The organism is Kribbella sp. NPDC050241, assembly GCF_044459685.1.
Taxonomy (GTDB): Bacteria; Actinomycetota; Actinomycetes; order Propionibacteriales; family Kribbellaceae; genus Kribbella.
Window position 1 is genome coordinate 961,991 of record NZ_JBITJE010000001.1, and the last position, 14,907, is coordinate 976,897.

The window sequence follows — 14,907 nt, forward strand, 5'->3', positions numbered from 1 at the left end:
CGAAATGACCAACTCGGGAGGTTGATCATGAAGATCAAGGGTCTATCCAAGGCCGGTGGGATGGCGGCCGCGCTCGCGGTTGCTGCCCCGCTCGTGCTCGGCGGTTCGGCGGCTCCGGCCGTTGCGGCCGGTGCTCAGACGGCCGCCTCGTGCGGTGCGTCGGTCGCTCGGCTGGATGCGGTCACCTACGCGGACCGATTGGTCCGCGCCTGGGGTCGCGGTGACACGAGAACGACAGCTTGTTACGGCACGACCGAAGTCACACGTGCTCTGTTCGCGCAGGCGTCGCCCGGCGGGATCCACTGGCGCCGGGTTTCCGCGGAAGGCGCGGCCGGGACGATCTATGTGACGTACCACGACGACGCCCGCGGCGGGAATCTCACCCTCGGCGTGGCGAACGCCGCGCCGGAGCTGCGTGGGCCGGACGGCTGGCACGCCGCCAGAGTCGTGAGCTTCGCCAACGAACCGCGTGCCTGGAACGCGGTGCAGTGGTCCGACAACCTGGTCCGCGCGTGGGGCCGTGGCGACACGAAGTGGATGTCGTACTACGCGACGCCCGCGGTGACGAAGGCGTTGACACAGATCTCCGCGCCCGGCGGACCGTCCTGGCGCCGGATCGCGACTGAAGGTGCGGCAGGTACGACGTACCTGACGTACCGGAACGACGCCGACGGTCACCAGTTGGTCGTCGGGATCTCGAACATCGGGCTCTCGCAGGGTGACGCGCACGTCGCCTACCGGATTCAGTACCGCTGACCTGGTCCCCGGCCGCCCCCGGGAGGCGGTGGACAGTGAACCGGACCGGACCGGACAATGCAGGGATGACATCGGTTCCGGCGGAGGGGACGCGTCCGTCGGACGCCGAGCGGGATCGTGCCCTGGCCATCCTGCGCGAGGGCGCCGGGACCGGGCGGCTGTCACACGACACCTTCGTCCGCCGGATGAACTTCGTCCTGCGCGCGCAGAGCCGCGGCGAACTGGCCGACGCCATCCGCGATCTGCCTCGCGAGGAGCCCCACGTCACCCGCCGGCTCCGGGACTTCCGTACCCGACTTCCCCGGCTGGAAGTCATCCGCAGCCCCAGCCCGACCCGGCCACCAGCGCGGGTGGAGGGCTCGCCGGGTGCCAGGACCCCTGGGCAGCCGAGCGGTGTCGTCGGTGCCTGGTTCGGGTTCCTCGAGCGGCTCGGGTCCCTTCCGCGGGTTGGAGTCGTGCAGAAGACGCCCGCTCTGCCGCCGCCCGGGCTCGCGTTGCCGGCACCAGGATCGCCGACGGTCCGGATCGGACGCGGGCCTGGCGCGTCGCTGCGGTTGGCCGACCTGTCCGTGTCCCGGTGCCACGCGGAGCTCCGGTATGTGAAAGACGGATGGATGCTGCGCGATCTCGGCTCGATGAACGGGACCCAGGTCAACGGCCTCCGGCTCACCACTGCGGTCCGGGTCCGGCCGGGCGACCAGGTCCGATTCGGCGGGGTGGCGTACGTACTCACCTGGACCGATCAGCCCGAATAGTTGCATCCGGTACCTGGGTACAGGTTTACCGTCGATCTCATGACCGATCACCTCGCCTGGGCTCCGGCCGCGTGCACCCTGCCGACCGCGGAGCAACCACTCCGGGTCGCGGAGTTCGACCAGCTCTTCGCCGACCACCTCCGCAGCGCCCACCGCGTCGACCCCCAGACACTCGACCTGACGCTCACGGCCGAAGCCCGCGCCGCCACCGCAGCCCTGACCGCCCGCGAGTCCGAGTGCTGCTCGTTCTTCACCTTCACCCTCACCGACCCAACCAACAACCAATTCCACCTACACATCGGCGTACCCCCCACCCAGACCGCGGTCCTGGACGCCCTGGCCGATCGCCTGTGACCGTGGTGCGGTCTGCGGGGCTCTTCGTGTTGGCCGCGCTGGCGGAGATCGGTGGTGCCTGGCTGGTCTGGCAGGGATGGCGTGAGCATCGTGGCCTGTGGTGGATCGCGGGTGGCGTGATCGCGCTCGGCGCCTACGGCTTCGTCGCGACGTTCCAGCCGGATCCGAACTTCGGCCGCATCCTCGCGGCCTACGGCGGTGTGTTCGTGGCCGGCTCGCTCGCGTGGGGAATGGTGGTCGACGGCTTCCGCCCGGACCGCTGGGACCTCCTGGGTGCCGCGATCTGTCTCGTCGGCGTCGTCGTGATCATGTACGCGCCGCGCAACTCCTGACCGTCAGCGATCGGCGATGATGCGGCCGCCGTCGAGGAACGGGTCGAACGCCCCGTGCGCCGTCGTACCGTCCTTGGCCGGGATGACCTCCTTGGAGTACTGCGCGATGTACACGCGCCGGTTCCGGTCGGTCAGGTTCGCCCCGCTGCGGTGGATGACGACGCTGGAGAACACCACGATCGAGCCCGCCTTCGCGGTCATCGGGATGCCGGGATCGGAGCCGAAGTAGCAGACCATGTCGTTGAGTTCCGGGTCCTGGATGTGCTTGATGTACGACTTGATACCGGACCGCGAGTACGGCAGCAGGTAGACCGAGCCGTTCTCCTCGGTGACGTCGTCGAGGGCGATCCAGCAGGTGAGGTAGGGGTCATGGTCCTCGTGCACGTAGCCGGAGTCCTGGTGCCACGCGAACGCCGTGTTCGGGTCGCCGGCCTTGATCACGTACTGCTCCCAGAACAGGAAGGCGTCGTCGCCCAGCGTCGCCCGGCAGATCTCGGCCATCGTGTCGCTGAACAGGAACTGCCGCAGCTCCGGCCGGTCCTGGTAGATCATGCTGCTGAAGTACCGCTTGCCCCGGTGGTTGATGCCGAGCGAGTCGGTGCTGGCTTCGTCCATGGCGGCGTCGAGCTTGTCGATCGAATACTGCGCTCCGCCGCGCAGCAGCTCGAGTTGCTCGTCGGTGAGCACGCTGTCCAGAACGAAGTAGCCCTCGTCGCGGAACTGGGCCAGGTGCTGGGGCGTGATCAGGTCGGTCGAGGTCGTCATGCGGTCCTCCGGTCGGTCGGCTCGTCCCTGCCCTCCAAACGCTAGGGCGGCAGGGACCGGCAAAGAATGTCTCCGCGCGACCGTGGCATGAACATTTTGGCGTACGGTGGCCGGCATGGCGGAGCGGACGGTCGTCGCGATCTCCGATGGGCCGGTGACCAGGCTCGGTCAGATCGTGCTCGCGGGCGAGCTGGTCGACGACGAGCCGATCATGCCGTCGACGCTGCGGGTGATGGACGCTTACGTGCTGTCGGTGCTGATCGGGGGCGAGGGCAACTATCGCGACGCCGACGGGCGGGACGAGCGGATCAGGCCGGGCGCGCACACGATCGTGCCGCCCGGGTTCCCGCACACGTACGGCACCGATGCGGGGGAGCGGTGGACGGAGTTGTTCGTCGTGTTCACCGGACCGCTGTTCGACTCGCTGGCCCACCTGGCCGGCGCCGGACCGCGGTACCCGGTGCCGCCGCCGTCGATCGAGGCGCTGCGCACCGTACTGCGCTCGCCGCCGCGGACGCGCCGGGTCGCGGAGCATCAGTTGCTGGCGCTGGCCGACTGGCTGATCGACACCGACGACACCGCGGACAGTCCCGACGTGAGCATGGAGATCGTGGACGCGATGGGCCGGCTGGCCGACGACCTCACCGCGAGCACGGACCTGGCGACCGTTGCCGCTGAGTCGGGGCTGAGCTACGACACGTTCCGGCGCCGGTTCGCGGAACAGGTCGGCCAGACACCGGCGGCGTACCGGAGTGTGCGTCGGCTCCAGGCCGCGGCCACGCTGCTGCGGCTGACCGACCTGACCCACCGGGAGATCGCGCGGACCCTCGGTTTCGCGGACGAATTCCACCTGTCGCGCCGGTTCCGGTCCCACTTCGGTGTGTCGCCGCGCGAATACCGACGGTCCTGAAATCCGCCTTGACACCTCGCCGGTAGTGAGATGGGGTGGTCTGAAACCGGTTTCAGACCAAACGCCCTGGAGGACTGATGAGCACCGGAACCACCGCCCGCGAGAACTGGGAGCAACGCATCGCGAGTCGTTCCGACGAGCGCGAGGCCGTCCCCGTGCCGGAGCTGCCACCGCCCGCCGGCCTGACCGCCGTCGAGGGCCTCGGACACGTGACGCTGCGCTGGGAGCCGGTGGACGGCGCGATCGGCTACCTCGTGCACCGTGCGCCGGCCGGTTCGCCGCACGCGGACCTGGCACCCGTCGACCACCTCGGTGGTGACGTCCTGTCGGTCCCGGAGACGTGGTACGTCGACACCACCGGCGAGCCCGGTACCGCCTACGACTACGCCGTCGCCTCGGTGCCGACCGTGACCGAGCACGGCGAGGTGGGCGAGCCGGTCACCGCCACCGCGAAGCCCGCAGGCGGAAGCGTCCCAGTGGTCGACCTGACCGTCGCCACCGCAGCGGACGGTACGCCGCTCGCGAAGCCCTGGCAGCCGATGATCGGCAGCGAGCGGCTGAGCCAGCTGCTGTGCACCGACACCTCCGGCGGCCAGGTGATCGGGACCGAGCTGGAAGCCGCGCTGCGTCGGGTCCACGACGAGATCGGCGTCTCGACCGTGCGGGCGCACGCGATCCTGCACGACGACCTCGGCGTCTACCGGGAGGTCGACGGCGAACCGGCGTACGACTTCGGCCGGATCGACGAGGTGTACGACAAGCTGCTCGCGATCGGCCTGCGCCCGTGCGTCGAGCTCGGCTTCATGCCGCGCGATCTGGCCTCCGACCCGGACCGCACGGTCTTCGAGTACGGCGGCATCATCTCGCCGCCGAAGGACTGGGACCGCTGGTCGGACCTGATCGGCTCGCTGGTGCGGCACCTGATCGACCGGTACGGCGCGGACGAAGTACTGCACTGGGACTTCGAGGTGTGGAACGAGGGCAACCTCGAGGTCTTCTGGTCCAGCTCCCGCGACGAGTGGATGCGGCTGTACGACGTGACGGCCGCCGCGGTGAAGGCGGTCGACCCGCGGCTCGCGGTGGGCGGACCGTCCTCGGCGGCCGCCGGGTGGGTGGACGAACTGCTGGAGCACACCAGCCGGTCCGGAGCGCCGGTCGACTTCGTCAGCACTCACACCTACGGCAACTCGCCGCTCGACCTGCGGCCGACGCTGGCCCGGTACGGCAGTACGGCGCGGATCCTGTGGACCGAATGGGGCGTCACCCCGACGCACTTCAACCCGGTCAACGACAGCGTCTCGTCGGCGACGTTCCTGCTGCACGGGATGCGTTCGGCGTCGGGCCGGCTGGACGCGCTGTCCTACTGGGTGGCGAGCGACCACTTCGAAGAGCTTGGCCGGCCGCCGCGACTGCTGCACGGCGGGTTCGGGCTCATCACCGTCGGCGGGATCGCCAAGGCGCGCTACCACGCGCTGCATCTGCTGTCCCGACTCGGCGACACCGAGCTGCCGGTAACGGCGTCAGGCGACGGCGCCGACGGACTGGTGCAGGCCTGGGCCTCACGCGATGACGACGGCAGCCTGAGCATCCTGGTCTGGAACCACACGCTGGACCAGGGCAAGGCCAGTGGCGATTCGGCCCTCCGTCGTACCGTCCGGCTGCACGTCCAGGACGGCGGTACGGCGCGAGTCACCCGGCTGGACGCGGACCACGGCGACATCGCGACCCTTGCCGACCGGATCGGCGTACAGGACTGGCCGACGGACGAGCAGTGGGACGAACTGCGTCGAGCCGACCAGCTGGTTGCCGAGCCCGTCGAACTCACCGCCGGAGTCCTCGAGCTCGACCTGCCACAGCCGTCGGCAGTCCTGATCCAGGTCACTGTCTGATCCCGTTCCCGGGCGCGTGGTTCAGGCGATGTCTCGCGCGCCCGGGCGGGGGATGGCGGCCAGTAGCTTGCGGGTGTAGGGGTCCTTGGCCTGGCCGATGACATCGAGCGTCGGGCCGCGCTCCACCATCACGCCCTGGTTCAGCACCATCACATCGTCGGCGAGTAGCCGGGCGCTGAGCAGGTCGTGGGTGATGTAGAGCATGGCGATGCCGCGGTCGCGAACCAGCTTGTCGAGCAGCGCGATGATCTCGGCGCGGATGGACACGTCGAGCATCGAGATCGGCTCGTCGGCGACGACCACCTCGGGCTCGGGTGCCAGCGCCCGTGCGATGACCACGCGCTGACGCTGGCCGCCGGACAGCTGGTGCGGCAGCTTGTCGAGGTACTGCTCCGCCGGGCTCAACCCGACCGTCTCCAGCAGCTCGGCCGCCCGCGCGCGTGCCTGGGCGCCATCCAGACCTAGGTGGTTGCGCAGCGGCCGGCTGAGGGCGTACGCCACGGTCCGCGTCGGGTTAAGCGCGGAGAAGGGGTCCTGGAAGACCAGCTGGACGTGCCGCCGGTACTTCCGCAGTGCACCACGGCCCAGGTGGTCGACCGGCTCGTCCTTGAACCGGATCGATCCGGCGGTCGGGCGCTCCACGCCGGTGAGGATGCGGGCGATCGTCGTCTTGCCCGAACCGCTCTGCCCGACCAGCGCGGTGACCCGCCCCGGTCGCAGCGCGAACGACACGTCGTCGACGGCCTGGGTGACAGTCGTGTTCAGCCCGCGCCTGCTCTTGTAGACCTTGCTGAGGCCGTCCACGACGAGCACCGGCTCCGCGTCGATCCGCTCCGACAAGCCGGCGGCGAACACCTGATCTCGGCGGCGCAGCTCCGCTGCCTTCTCCAGTACGACGCGGGCGTCGCCGGACTGCTCGACGAGCAGGCACCGCACCTGGCCGAGACTCGCGGGCAGCAGTTCGGGGTGCACGGTCCGGCAGGCGTCCACCGCCACCGGGCAGCGCGGCTGGAACAGGCAGCCGGCGTGCGACTGCGACAGGTCCGGCGGCCGGCCCGGGATGAACTCGACCTCGACGACCTGGTCCCGCGGGTCGGCGTACGAACCGAGCAGGCCGGCGCTGTACGGGTGCAGGTGGCGCGTCACCATCTCCGCGGCCGGCTGGTCCTCGACGATCTCCCCGGCGTACATCACCATCACCCGGTCGGCCAGCTCCATCACCGTGCCGAGGTCGTGGCTGATGAACAGTACGGCGAAGCCCAGCCGTGCCTGCAGCTCGCGGAGCCGGTCGAGTATGTCGCGCTGCACCACGACATCCAGCCCGGTGGTCGGCTCGTCGAGCAGCACGAACCGCGGCTCGAGAGCCAGCGCCAGCGCGAGCGCGACCCGCTGCTTCATGCCGCCGGACAGCTCGTGCGGGAACCGGCTCAGCACGGAGCGGTCCAGCGACACCATCTCGAGCAGCTCGGTGGCGCGGGCGTCGCCGTCCAGGTCGTTGCCCAGGGCATCAGAGTGCGCCTCGAACGTGTCGGCGAACTGGCGCCGCACGGTGATCACCGGGTTGAGCGAGTTCATGCTCGACTGGAAGACCGTGGACAGGTCGACCCAGCGCAGCGACCGCAGTTCGTCCTCGGGCGTCGTGGTCACGTCCTGTCCGTCGAACCTGATCGTCCCGCCGGTGATCGCGGCCGGCCGGTCGAGCAGCCGCAGTACGGCGTTGCCGAGCGTCGACTTGCCGCAGCCGGACTCGCCGAGCAGGCCGACGAACTCGCCGTCGTGAACTTCGAAACTGACCCGGTCCACCGCCCGGACGGCGGCGGAGTCGCGCGGGCTGTACGTGACGCTCAGGTCGCTGACCTCGAGCAGAGCCATGTCAGTCCTCCCTCAGGTGCGGGTTGCTCAGCGCGTCGATGCCGAAGTTCATCAGCGTGAACGACGTGATCAGCAGGGCCAGTACGAGTCCGGGCGCCACCAGCCAAGCCCATTGGCCGGTGGTCAACGCGCCACCGAGGCTGGCCTGGTTGAGCATGGTGCCCCAACTGACGGTCTGCGGATCGCCGAGCCCGAGGAACGCCAGACCGGCCTCCGCGCCGATCGCGCCGAGCGCGGCGCCCATGAAGCCGACCACGATCAGCGAGATCATGTTCGGCACGATCTCGAACGCGATGATCCGGGCCGTGCTGTCGCCGGCGAACTTCGCCGCGGTGATGTAGTCCCTGGTCCGCAACGTGATGATCTGGGCGCGTTTGATCCGGGCGCCGTACGCCCAGCCGGTCACGGTGATGACGATGATGATCAGCCCGAGACCCTTCACCGGGGCATAGCCGGCCAGCACGATCATCAGCGGCAGCACCGGTACCACCAGACCGAGGTTGATGAAGAACGAGAGCACCTCGTCCACCACACCTCGCAGGTATCCGGCGGTGAGACCGACGGCCATCGCGATGAGCGTGCTCAGCACGCCGGCCACCAGCCCGACGATGAGCGACGTGCGAGCGCCGTACACGAGTTGGGAGAACACGTCCTCACCACGTGCCGTGGTGCCCAGCCAGTGCGCGGCAGTCGGCCCCTCGGACGCGCCGAACTCGTCGAGCCGCGGCCCGTACGGCGCGATCACCGGAGCGAATACGGCGATCACGACGAACGCCGCCAGCATCAGCATGCCCACCCGGCACTTCCCGTTGCGCCACAGGATCACGAACCACCCAGGCAACCGACTGGACGCGTCGGCGTCCAGCGCGGTGACCCGCAAGGCCTCTGTATCGATGGTTTCTTGAGTGGTCGTCATACTGCCTCCGCTCGTCTCACTCGCGGATCGAGGAATCCGTACGTCACGTCGGCCAGGAAGTTCGCGGTCAGTACGCCGATCGTGGTGAACAGGAACAGCGCCTGCATCAGCGGATAGTCCTTGTTCGACACCGCCTCCAGCAGCAGCCGGCCGAGCCCGGGGTAGTTGAAGATCGTCTCGACCAGCACAGTCCCGCCGAGCAGGCTGCCGAGTGCGATCGCGAACCCGGTGACGTTCGGCAGGATCGCGATCCGGGCGCCGTACGTCAACGCGATCCGCCGCCGCGGCAGTCCCTTCGCACGGGCCAGCCGCGCGTAGTCCTCGCCGAGGGTCTGGACCATGTTGTTGCGCATCCCGATGATCCAGCCGATCGGCCCGGTGATCAGCAGCGCCACAGCCGGCAGCACACTGTGCTGGAACGCGTCGGAGACGAACAGCCAGGTCCAGCTCGGACTGCTGCCGCCGCCGTACCCGCCGCCGTCGGGGAACCAGTTCAGCGTGATGGCGAACACGAAGATCAGCAGCAGCGCGAGCCAGAAGAACGGCAGCGTGCCGACGAACGTCGACCCGAGCGTGATGACCGAGTCGACCCGCGAGTTCCGCCGGTACGCCGCCCAGGCGCCGAGCAACGTGCCGATCGCGAACGACAGCAACTGCGTGACACCGACCAGGATCAGCGTCCACGGCAGTGCACTGCTGATCATGGCCGTCACCGTGTACGGGAAGTACGAGTACGACACCCCGAAATGCCCGGTACAGATGGCGCCCAGATAGTCCCAGTACTGCGACAGCAGGTTGCCGTCGGGAGTCCCGAGCAGTTTGCGGATCGCCTCGAGCTGGGCAGGGTTGACCGCCGTGGTCTCACCCTGCAGGCGGTTCAGCAACGCCTGGGCCGGATCCCCCGGCTGGAGCCGGGGGATCAGGAAGTTCAGCGTCACCGCCGCCCACAGGGTGGCCAGGAAGAACCCGGCCCTGCGGACGAAGTACAGCATCGGCGGTCAGCTCCCGGACGACGGGACGAGGTGGGTCAGCACGACCAGGCCGTTGCCGCCGTCGGCGTACGGGTCCTGCTCGTTCGGCCAGCCCTGGGCCTTCTTGGTGTCGTACTGGAACCACTTGGCGCCGTACCAGATCGGGATCATCGGGACCTGGTTCATCATGATGTCGACCAGTCCGGCGACAGCCTGCTTCTGGGTGCCCTCGTCCGGCGAGGTCTCCAGCTGGCCGAGCAGCTCGTCGGTCTTCGGGTCCTGCCAGCGGATCTCGTTGCTGTCGGCCTTCTTGCCGATCGGCGCGGTGCGGGCACTGTTCAGCGGGTCGCTGAAGTTGGCGTACATGTTGCAGCCGCCGCCGTGGACGCCGAACATCATGTCGTAGTTGCCGGTGGCCCGTTCCTGGTCGTGTGCCTCCGGCGTCGGGGTGTCCTTGGTGACGTTGAAGCCGAGCGCGGTGAGGTTCTTGATCAGGATGTCGGCGGCCGCGACCCAGTCGACGTACGAGCCGGGAACCTTGAAGCTGAACGAGATCGGCTTGCCGTCCTTGCCGAGCCGGTGGCCCTTGGAGTCCTTGGCGTAGCCGGCGTCGGTGAGCGCCTTGTCGGCGGCCGCCGGGTCGTACTTGATCCGGCCGTCGTCGGCCAGACCCTGCGGCAGCCAGTCCTTCTGGCCCGGTACGACGAGGCCGCTCTGGCTGGCCTGGGTGACGTAGCCGAGCTGGGCCCGGTCGATGACCTGCTGGTGGTTGAACGCCGTGGTCAGCGCCTTGCGGAACGCCACATCGTTGAACGGCGTCTCGGTCAGGTTCATGTACACGCTGATCACGCCGCCCGGCGCGTACCAGTAGTGGTGGTTCTTCGGGTCGCGGTCGACGTAGGCCTTCTTGATGTCCTGGACGAACATCGCATTGGTGTCGTACTCGCCCCGGCTGAGCTTGAGCTGCTCGACCTGGCCACCGGCGTCGGCCTTGTTGAACCGCAGTTCCTTGACCTTGATCTTGTCGGCCTGCCAGTAGTCCGGGTTCCGCTCGACGACGAGCTGGCGTGGGTTGAACGACTTCAGCTTCATCGGCCCGGTGCCGACCGGGGCGGTCGCGTTCGTGAACGTCGTCGGGTCCGCGACCTTCGACCACACGTGCTCCGGCACGATCCGTACGTCACTCACCAGGGTGAATACGGAGGCGGCCGGCTTCTTGAACGACATCGTCACCTTGGCGCCGTCGGCCTTCACCGTCGACAGGTACGTCCACACGCCTCTGAGGTCCAGGGCGGGGTACTTCTTGATCATGTTGAAGGTGAAGGCGACGTCGGCCGCGGAGAACGGCTTGCCGTCGTTCCACTTCACGCCGTCGCGAACCGTGTAGACGAGCGTCTGCGGGTCGGTCCACTGGAACGACGTGGCCAGCCAGGGGAGTGCCTTGCAGCTGTAGCCCTCGACGTACATCAGCGGCTCGTAGATGTAGTCCGCCGCGCTGAGCTTGGTGGTTTCGAGATACGGGTTGTAGTTGGGCTTCGGTGCGGCGCCGCCGCCGAAGTCGCCGTAGTTGAGGAAGTCGACTATCCCGTCGCCGGAACTGGCCGTTGTCTGGCCTTCGGTACCGGTACAGCCGGCGAGTAGCAGGCTGACGCTTGCCACTGCGGCGATGAGGGTTTTCAGCCGTGCTCGTCTCGTCATCGGGAGTCCTCCTCAGGGTGTGTCCGGCCAGGGCCGGACGTTGGCGGTTTCCCCCCTCGATCCCCGTACCTCGATCCCCTCAGCTCGGCAGGATCAGGGCACACCCCCGCAGCCGCACGAGCTGCGCAGCACCAGCTCGGTCGGTAGCACGATGTCGCCGGCCGGCTGGTCGAGCGGGTCGGCCAGCAGCCGGGCCGTGGTCGCGGCCAGTTCGCGGATCGGCTGCCGGATCGTCGTCAGCGCAGGCCGCACCAGGGCGGCCATCGGCATGTCGTCGAAGCCGGTGATCGCGACGTCCTGCGGCACCCGCAGCCCTCGGCCGAGCGCGCTCAGCAGGAGACCGAGCGCCGTTTCGTCGTTCGCGCAGACCACCGCATCGGGCCGGTCGTCGCGATCGAGCAACTGCTCCGCGGCGATCGCGCCGTCGGACTGTTGCAGTCCGACCCGGATCGGCTCGGCCGGCGGTTTGCGGCGGGCCGTCTTGTGCGCGGCGAGGAACGCCTGCCAGCGGGCTGTCACGTCGGGGGAGCCGTCCGGCGTGCCGACGAAGGCCAGCCGGCGATAGCCGTGGTCGACCAGCAAGTGCCGCGTAAGATCCTTCACCGTGTCGTTGGCGGCGCTGACCGAGGCCTGCGCCGGACCGGCCTCGCTGGCCATCACCACGACACGGATCTGCTCGGCCACCTTGGCGATCGTGTCGGTCGACACTGTCCCGCCATGGATGGCCATGCCGTCCACCCGGTCGGCCAGGTCGAGCACGGTGGCGTCGGTGTCGGCGCGCGAATGCGACGCCAGCACCAGCACGCTGTCGCCCGTCTCCAGCGCCTCAGCCTCGAAGCCCTGGATCAGCTCGGAGAAGTACGGCCCGGACAGGCCCGGAAACACCAGCCCCAAGGCGCCGTGCCGGCGCTCGGCCAGCGCGCGCCCGAAGTGGCTAGGTTTGTAGCCGTGCTCCTCGATCACCCGCAGGACCCGGTCGCGGACCTCGGGGGAGACCGGGGTCGTGCCCCTGGAGACGCGCGACACGGTCGCGGGGGAGACGCCCGCGATCTCGGCGACCCGGCGGAGCGTGACACGGCTGTTGCCCATCGGCTGAACTCCCGTTACGGTTGAAACCGGTTTCATGAGACCGGTTTCACGACCATAACCACGACCGCGCCTCCAGGCAACAGGTCGGCGCGGCGACCCGGAACGATCGAGACCCGGCGAGGACGTGACTGTGACGACATCTGCCCAATCCCCATCGATACCGCCCCGATCGATACGGCTGGAACGGCGCCGCATCCTGGTGGACGGTGTACCGCGGATCCTGATGGCAGGCGAGGTGCACTACTTCCGGCTGCACCGCGAGGACTGGGCCGACCGGCTCGACAAACTCGCCGCCGCAGGCTGCGACGCGGTGGCCAGCTACATGCCGTGGCTCGTGCATGAGACCACGTCCGGCGAGGTCGACCTGACCGGCGCCACCAGTGAGTACCACGACCTGATCGGGTTCCTCGACCTGGCCGCCGAGCGTGACCTGCTGGTGATCGCCCGGCCGGGCCCGTTCGTGATGGCCGAGTTGAAGAACGAAGGCGTGCCGTTCCGGATCTACCGCGACCACCCGGACGCCGTACCGCTGGGATGGGACGGCAAGCCGGCCAGTACGGCGACCCTGGACTACCTCGAGCCCGGGTACCTCGCCGAGGCCGAGCGGTGGTACGCCGCGATCATGCCGGTACTCGCGGAACGCCTTGTCAGCAAGGGCGGACCGGTCGCCGCGGTCCAGCTGGACAACGAGGTCGGCATGCTCTCGTGGGTCACGAACACGCCGGAGCTGACCGACCGTACGCTGGCCGACCTTGCCACCTGGGCCGAGCAGACCTGGGGCCGAGAGGGCAGCGTTGATCGGTACGGCGTCGACCCTGGCGACACCGAGCGTTGGGCGGCGTGGTGGCGCGCCGGCGGCACCGGCGGTGGCACGGAGAGCCAGCAACTCGCGGTGCACCACGACCTCGGTGCGCATCACCGCGACCGCTATGCGCGGTACCTGCTGCGGCTGCGCGACGTCGCCCTGCAGCACGGCGTCGACGGCGTACCGTTCATGGTCAATCTCCACGGCACGTACGCCGGACGCGGCCGGCACTTCCCGATCGGCATCAGCCAGCTCTCGAAGGCGTATGCCGGAGTGCCGCAGACGACCTCGGGTTCCGATCACTACATGGGCGAACTGACCGTCGAGAAGGTGCCGGACCTGTATGTCATGAATGCCTTCATGGCCGCGGTCCACGACGCCGACCAGCCGATCACGTCGCTCGAATTCGAGGCGGGGACGGGCGACTACGGCGAGGACCTGAGCTCGCTGACCAGCCCGGAGACCGCTGAGCTGAAGACGCGGCTGTGCGTTGCCCAGGGCAACCGGTTGATCAACTACTACCTCTTCGCCGGCGGGCACAACCCACCGCTGGACGAACCGGTTGGCGACGGCAACGACCGGATCGCGTTCACCGGCGAGCGGCACGGCTTCGCGGCGCCGGTCGACCCGGAGGGCCGGCTGAGCCAGACCTACGCGGGTACGGCGAGCGCGGTGCGGGCGGTCCATGGTGCCGAGCACCTGCTGGCCGACATGGACGAGGAGTACGACGACGTCGTCCTCGGCTACGTGCCGGACCACTACCTGACCGAGTACCACCACCCGGACTCCGCCGTACGCCGTGACCAGGTCGGCGAGCTGGAGCGATACCGAGGGATGGGGCCGCGCGACATCCTCGCCCGCGCCCTGCTGCTCGGCGGTTACTCCTTCGGCGCGGTCGACCTGTCCGGTACGCCGACCTCGGCCCGCGCCGATCTGGATCCGGCGGGGCCGGTGGTCGCGCTGGCGACGCCGCCGGTCCTGAGTCGGGCGATCCAGGAGCGTCTGGCCGCGTACGTCCGGGCCGGCGGCAGGCTGCTGCTGCACGGCCGGATCCCGGTCACCGACGACGACGGTACGCCGTGCACGGTGCTCGCCGACGAGCTCGGTGTGAAGGTCGACGGCACCGTCCAGGGCACCCCGCACTTCTTCCCGTCGGTGCGTGCGACCGCGTGGGCCGGCGACCAGCCAGAGGTCCGGGTCGGGATGATGGAGCACCTGGTTGCGCCGGACGCCGAGCCACTGGCCGTCGATGTCGCGACCGGTGCGCCGGTCGCGGTGGCGCTCGCCGGTGGACGGGTCGTGGTGATGGCCTGCGATTATCCGTCCCACCTGGACTTCTGGCGGCTGGTGTGGGAGCGGATCGGCGTCCGCCGCCGGATCATCGCTGAGGGCAATACTCCTGGTCTGGTGACGACGAGCTCGGCCGATGCCACCGGTCAGCGGCTGGTGCATCTGATCAACGTCGCGCCGGTGCCTCAGACGTTCACGCTGACCGTGGACGACGACGTACCCCTCGAGCTCCAGCTCGGCGCTCGCGAAGGGCTGATCCTGCCGGTCGGTGTACGGCTCGACGACGCGGTACTGCGCTGGTCCACCGCCGAACTGGACGGGCCTGGCGACGGGTCGACGTTGTTGCTGCGGCGTCCGGCCGGCCCGGGCCGCGCGCTGATCGAGACCACTCGGAATGTCTCTGTCGACGGCGATGCCGCCGTGAGCCGGACCGCGGAGGGCTGGCGCATCAGCTGGCCCGCCGGCCCGGCCGGCTATCGCCTGACAGTGCGCCTCTCCTAGGAAA

Annotated in this window: 13 protein-coding genes; 7 read left to right on the forward strand and 6 right to left on the reverse strand. The window is 69.1% G+C overall.

Annotated features, from left to right (window positions below):
- Positions 1 to 27: 27 nt before the first annotated feature.
- From ACIBG5_RS04465 to ACIBG5_RS04480, 4 genes are all read left to right on the forward strand, one after another.
- On the forward strand, positions 28 to 756 hold the full coding sequence (locus tag ACIBG5_RS04465) for a hypothetical protein (RefSeq protein ID WP_396390050.1): 729 nt from the start codon (positions 28 to 30) through the stop codon (positions 754 to 756).
- 65 nt (positions 757 to 821) lie between these two features.
- On the forward strand, positions 822 to 1,511 hold the full coding sequence (locus tag ACIBG5_RS04470; RefSeq protein WP_396390052.1) for an FHA domain-containing protein: 690 nt from the start codon (positions 822 to 824) through the stop codon (positions 1,509 to 1,511).
- Between the two features lie 39 nt (positions 1,512 to 1,550).
- Entirely contained in the window at positions 1,551 to 1,865 is a 315-nt protein-coding gene (locus tag ACIBG5_RS04475) for a hypothetical protein (protein ID WP_396390054.1), read from the forward strand.
- Positions 1,862 to 2,197 (forward strand): YnfA family protein, encoded by a 336-nt coding sequence (locus ACIBG5_RS04480; protein ID WP_360439252.1) that lies wholly within the window; start codon positions 1,862 to 1,864, stop codon positions 2,195 to 2,197. Before ACIBG5_RS04475 ends, ACIBG5_RS04480 begins: the two co-directional genes overlap by 4 nt.
- Before the next feature lie 3 nt (positions 2,198 to 2,200).
- On the opposite strand, the gene ACIBG5_RS04485 is transcribed toward ACIBG5_RS04480, so the two are convergent.
- Positions 2,201 to 2,962, reverse strand: coding sequence for a phytanoyl-CoA dioxygenase family protein (locus ACIBG5_RS04485; RefSeq protein WP_396390056.1), 762 nt, complete (start codon positions 2,960 to 2,962; stop codon positions 2,201 to 2,203).
- 115 nt (positions 2,963 to 3,077) lie between these two features.
- Here ACIBG5_RS04485 and ACIBG5_RS04490 point away from each other — a divergent pair, with 115 nt between their 5' ends.
- Together ACIBG5_RS04490 and ACIBG5_RS04495 are read left to right on the forward strand one after the other, a co-directional pair.
- Positions 3,078 to 3,872 (forward strand): AraC family transcriptional regulator, encoded by a 795-nt coding sequence (locus tag ACIBG5_RS04490; RefSeq protein WP_396390058.1) that lies wholly within the window; start codon positions 3,078 to 3,080, stop codon positions 3,870 to 3,872.
- 77 nt (positions 3,873 to 3,949) lie between these two features.
- The gene (locus ACIBG5_RS04495; RefSeq protein WP_396390060.1) at positions 3,950 to 5,761 is read left to right on the forward strand and encodes a xylan 1,4-beta-xylosidase; all 1,812 of its coding nucleotides are present in this window, start codon (positions 3,950 to 3,952) and stop codon (positions 5,759 to 5,761) included.
- Between the two features lie 21 nt (positions 5,762 to 5,782).
- Here ACIBG5_RS04495 and ACIBG5_RS04500 read toward each other — a convergent pair whose 3' ends face one another.
- The 5 genes from ACIBG5_RS04500 to ACIBG5_RS04520 form a co-directional block, all read right to left on the reverse strand.
- A complete protein-coding gene (locus ACIBG5_RS04500; protein ID WP_396390062.1) occupies positions 5,783 to 7,633 on the reverse strand; it encodes an ABC transporter ATP-binding protein in 1,851 nt (616 codons plus the stop codon).
- 1 nt (position 7,634) lies between these two features.
- Positions 7,635 to 8,549: an ABC transporter permease gene (locus ACIBG5_RS04505; RefSeq protein WP_396390064.1), complete on the reverse strand. Its 915-nt coding sequence runs from the start codon at positions 8,547 to 8,549 to the stop codon at positions 7,635 to 7,637.
- Positions 8,546 to 9,541, reverse strand: a complete 996-nt coding sequence (locus tag ACIBG5_RS04510) for an ABC transporter permease (protein ID WP_393384755.1) — start codon at positions 9,539 to 9,541, stop codon at positions 8,546 to 8,548. The genes ACIBG5_RS04505 and ACIBG5_RS04510 overlap by 4 nt, the downstream gene beginning before the upstream one ends.
- Before the next feature lie 6 nt (positions 9,542 to 9,547).
- Entirely contained in the window at positions 9,548 to 11,218 is a 1,671-nt protein-coding gene (locus ACIBG5_RS04515; RefSeq protein ID WP_396390067.1) for an ABC transporter substrate-binding protein, read from the reverse strand.
- A gap of 93 nt (positions 11,219 to 11,311) precedes the next feature.
- The gene (locus ACIBG5_RS04520) at positions 11,312 to 12,307 is read right to left on the reverse strand and encodes a LacI family DNA-binding transcriptional regulator (protein ID WP_393384758.1); all 996 of its coding nucleotides are present in this window, start codon (positions 12,305 to 12,307) and stop codon (positions 11,312 to 11,314) included.
- Positions 12,308 to 12,506: 199 nt separating this feature from the next.
- Between ACIBG5_RS04520 and ACIBG5_RS04525 the strand changes: the two genes are divergently transcribed.
- Entirely contained in the window at positions 12,507 to 14,903 is a 2,397-nt protein-coding gene (locus ACIBG5_RS04525; RefSeq protein ID WP_396390069.1) for a beta-galactosidase, read from the forward strand.
- The last annotated feature ends 4 nt before the right edge of the window (positions 14,904 to 14,907 follow it).

Excerpts from the sequence above, each read along its gene's own strand:
- ACIBG5_RS04475 (WP_396390054.1), top strand. The coding sequence starts at position 1,551 with ATGACCGATCACCTCGCCTGGGCTCCGGCCGCGTGCACCCTGCCGACC.
- ACIBG5_RS04515 (WP_396390067.1), bottom strand. The coding sequence starts at position 11,218 with ATGACGAGACGAGCACGGCTGAAAACCCTCATCGCCGCAGTGGCAAGC.
- ACIBG5_RS04500 (WP_396390062.1), bottom strand. The coding sequence starts at position 7,633 with ATGGCTCTGCTCGAGGTCAGCGACCTGAGCGTCACGTACAGCCCGCGC.
- ACIBG5_RS04495 (WP_396390060.1), top strand. The coding sequence starts at position 3,950 with ATGAGCACCGGAACCACCGCCCGCGAGAACTGGGAGCAACGCATCGCG.
- ACIBG5_RS04485 (WP_396390056.1), bottom strand. The coding sequence starts at position 2,962 with ATGACGACCTCGACCGACCTGATCACGCCCCAGCACCTGGCCCAGTTC.
- ACIBG5_RS04505 (WP_396390064.1), bottom strand. The coding sequence starts at position 8,549 with ATGACGACCACTCAAGAAACCATCGATACAGAGGCCTTGCGGGTCACC.
- ACIBG5_RS04520 (WP_393384758.1), bottom strand. The coding sequence starts at position 12,307 with ATGGGCAACAGCCGTGTCACGCTCCGCCGGGTCGCCGAGATCGCGGGC.
- ACIBG5_RS04510 (WP_393384755.1), bottom strand. The coding sequence starts at position 9,541 with ATGCTGTACTTCGTCCGCAGGGCCGGGTTCTTCCTGGCCACCCTGTGG.
- ACIBG5_RS04465 (WP_396390050.1), top strand. The coding sequence starts at position 28 with ATGAAGATCAAGGGTCTATCCAAGGCCGGTGGGATGGCGGCCGCGCTC.
- ACIBG5_RS04490 (WP_396390058.1), top strand. The coding sequence starts at position 3,078 with ATGGCGGAGCGGACGGTCGTCGCGATCTCCGATGGGCCGGTGACCAGG.
- ACIBG5_RS04470 (WP_396390052.1), top strand. The coding sequence starts at position 822 with ATGACATCGGTTCCGGCGGAGGGGACGCGTCCGTCGGACGCCGAGCGG.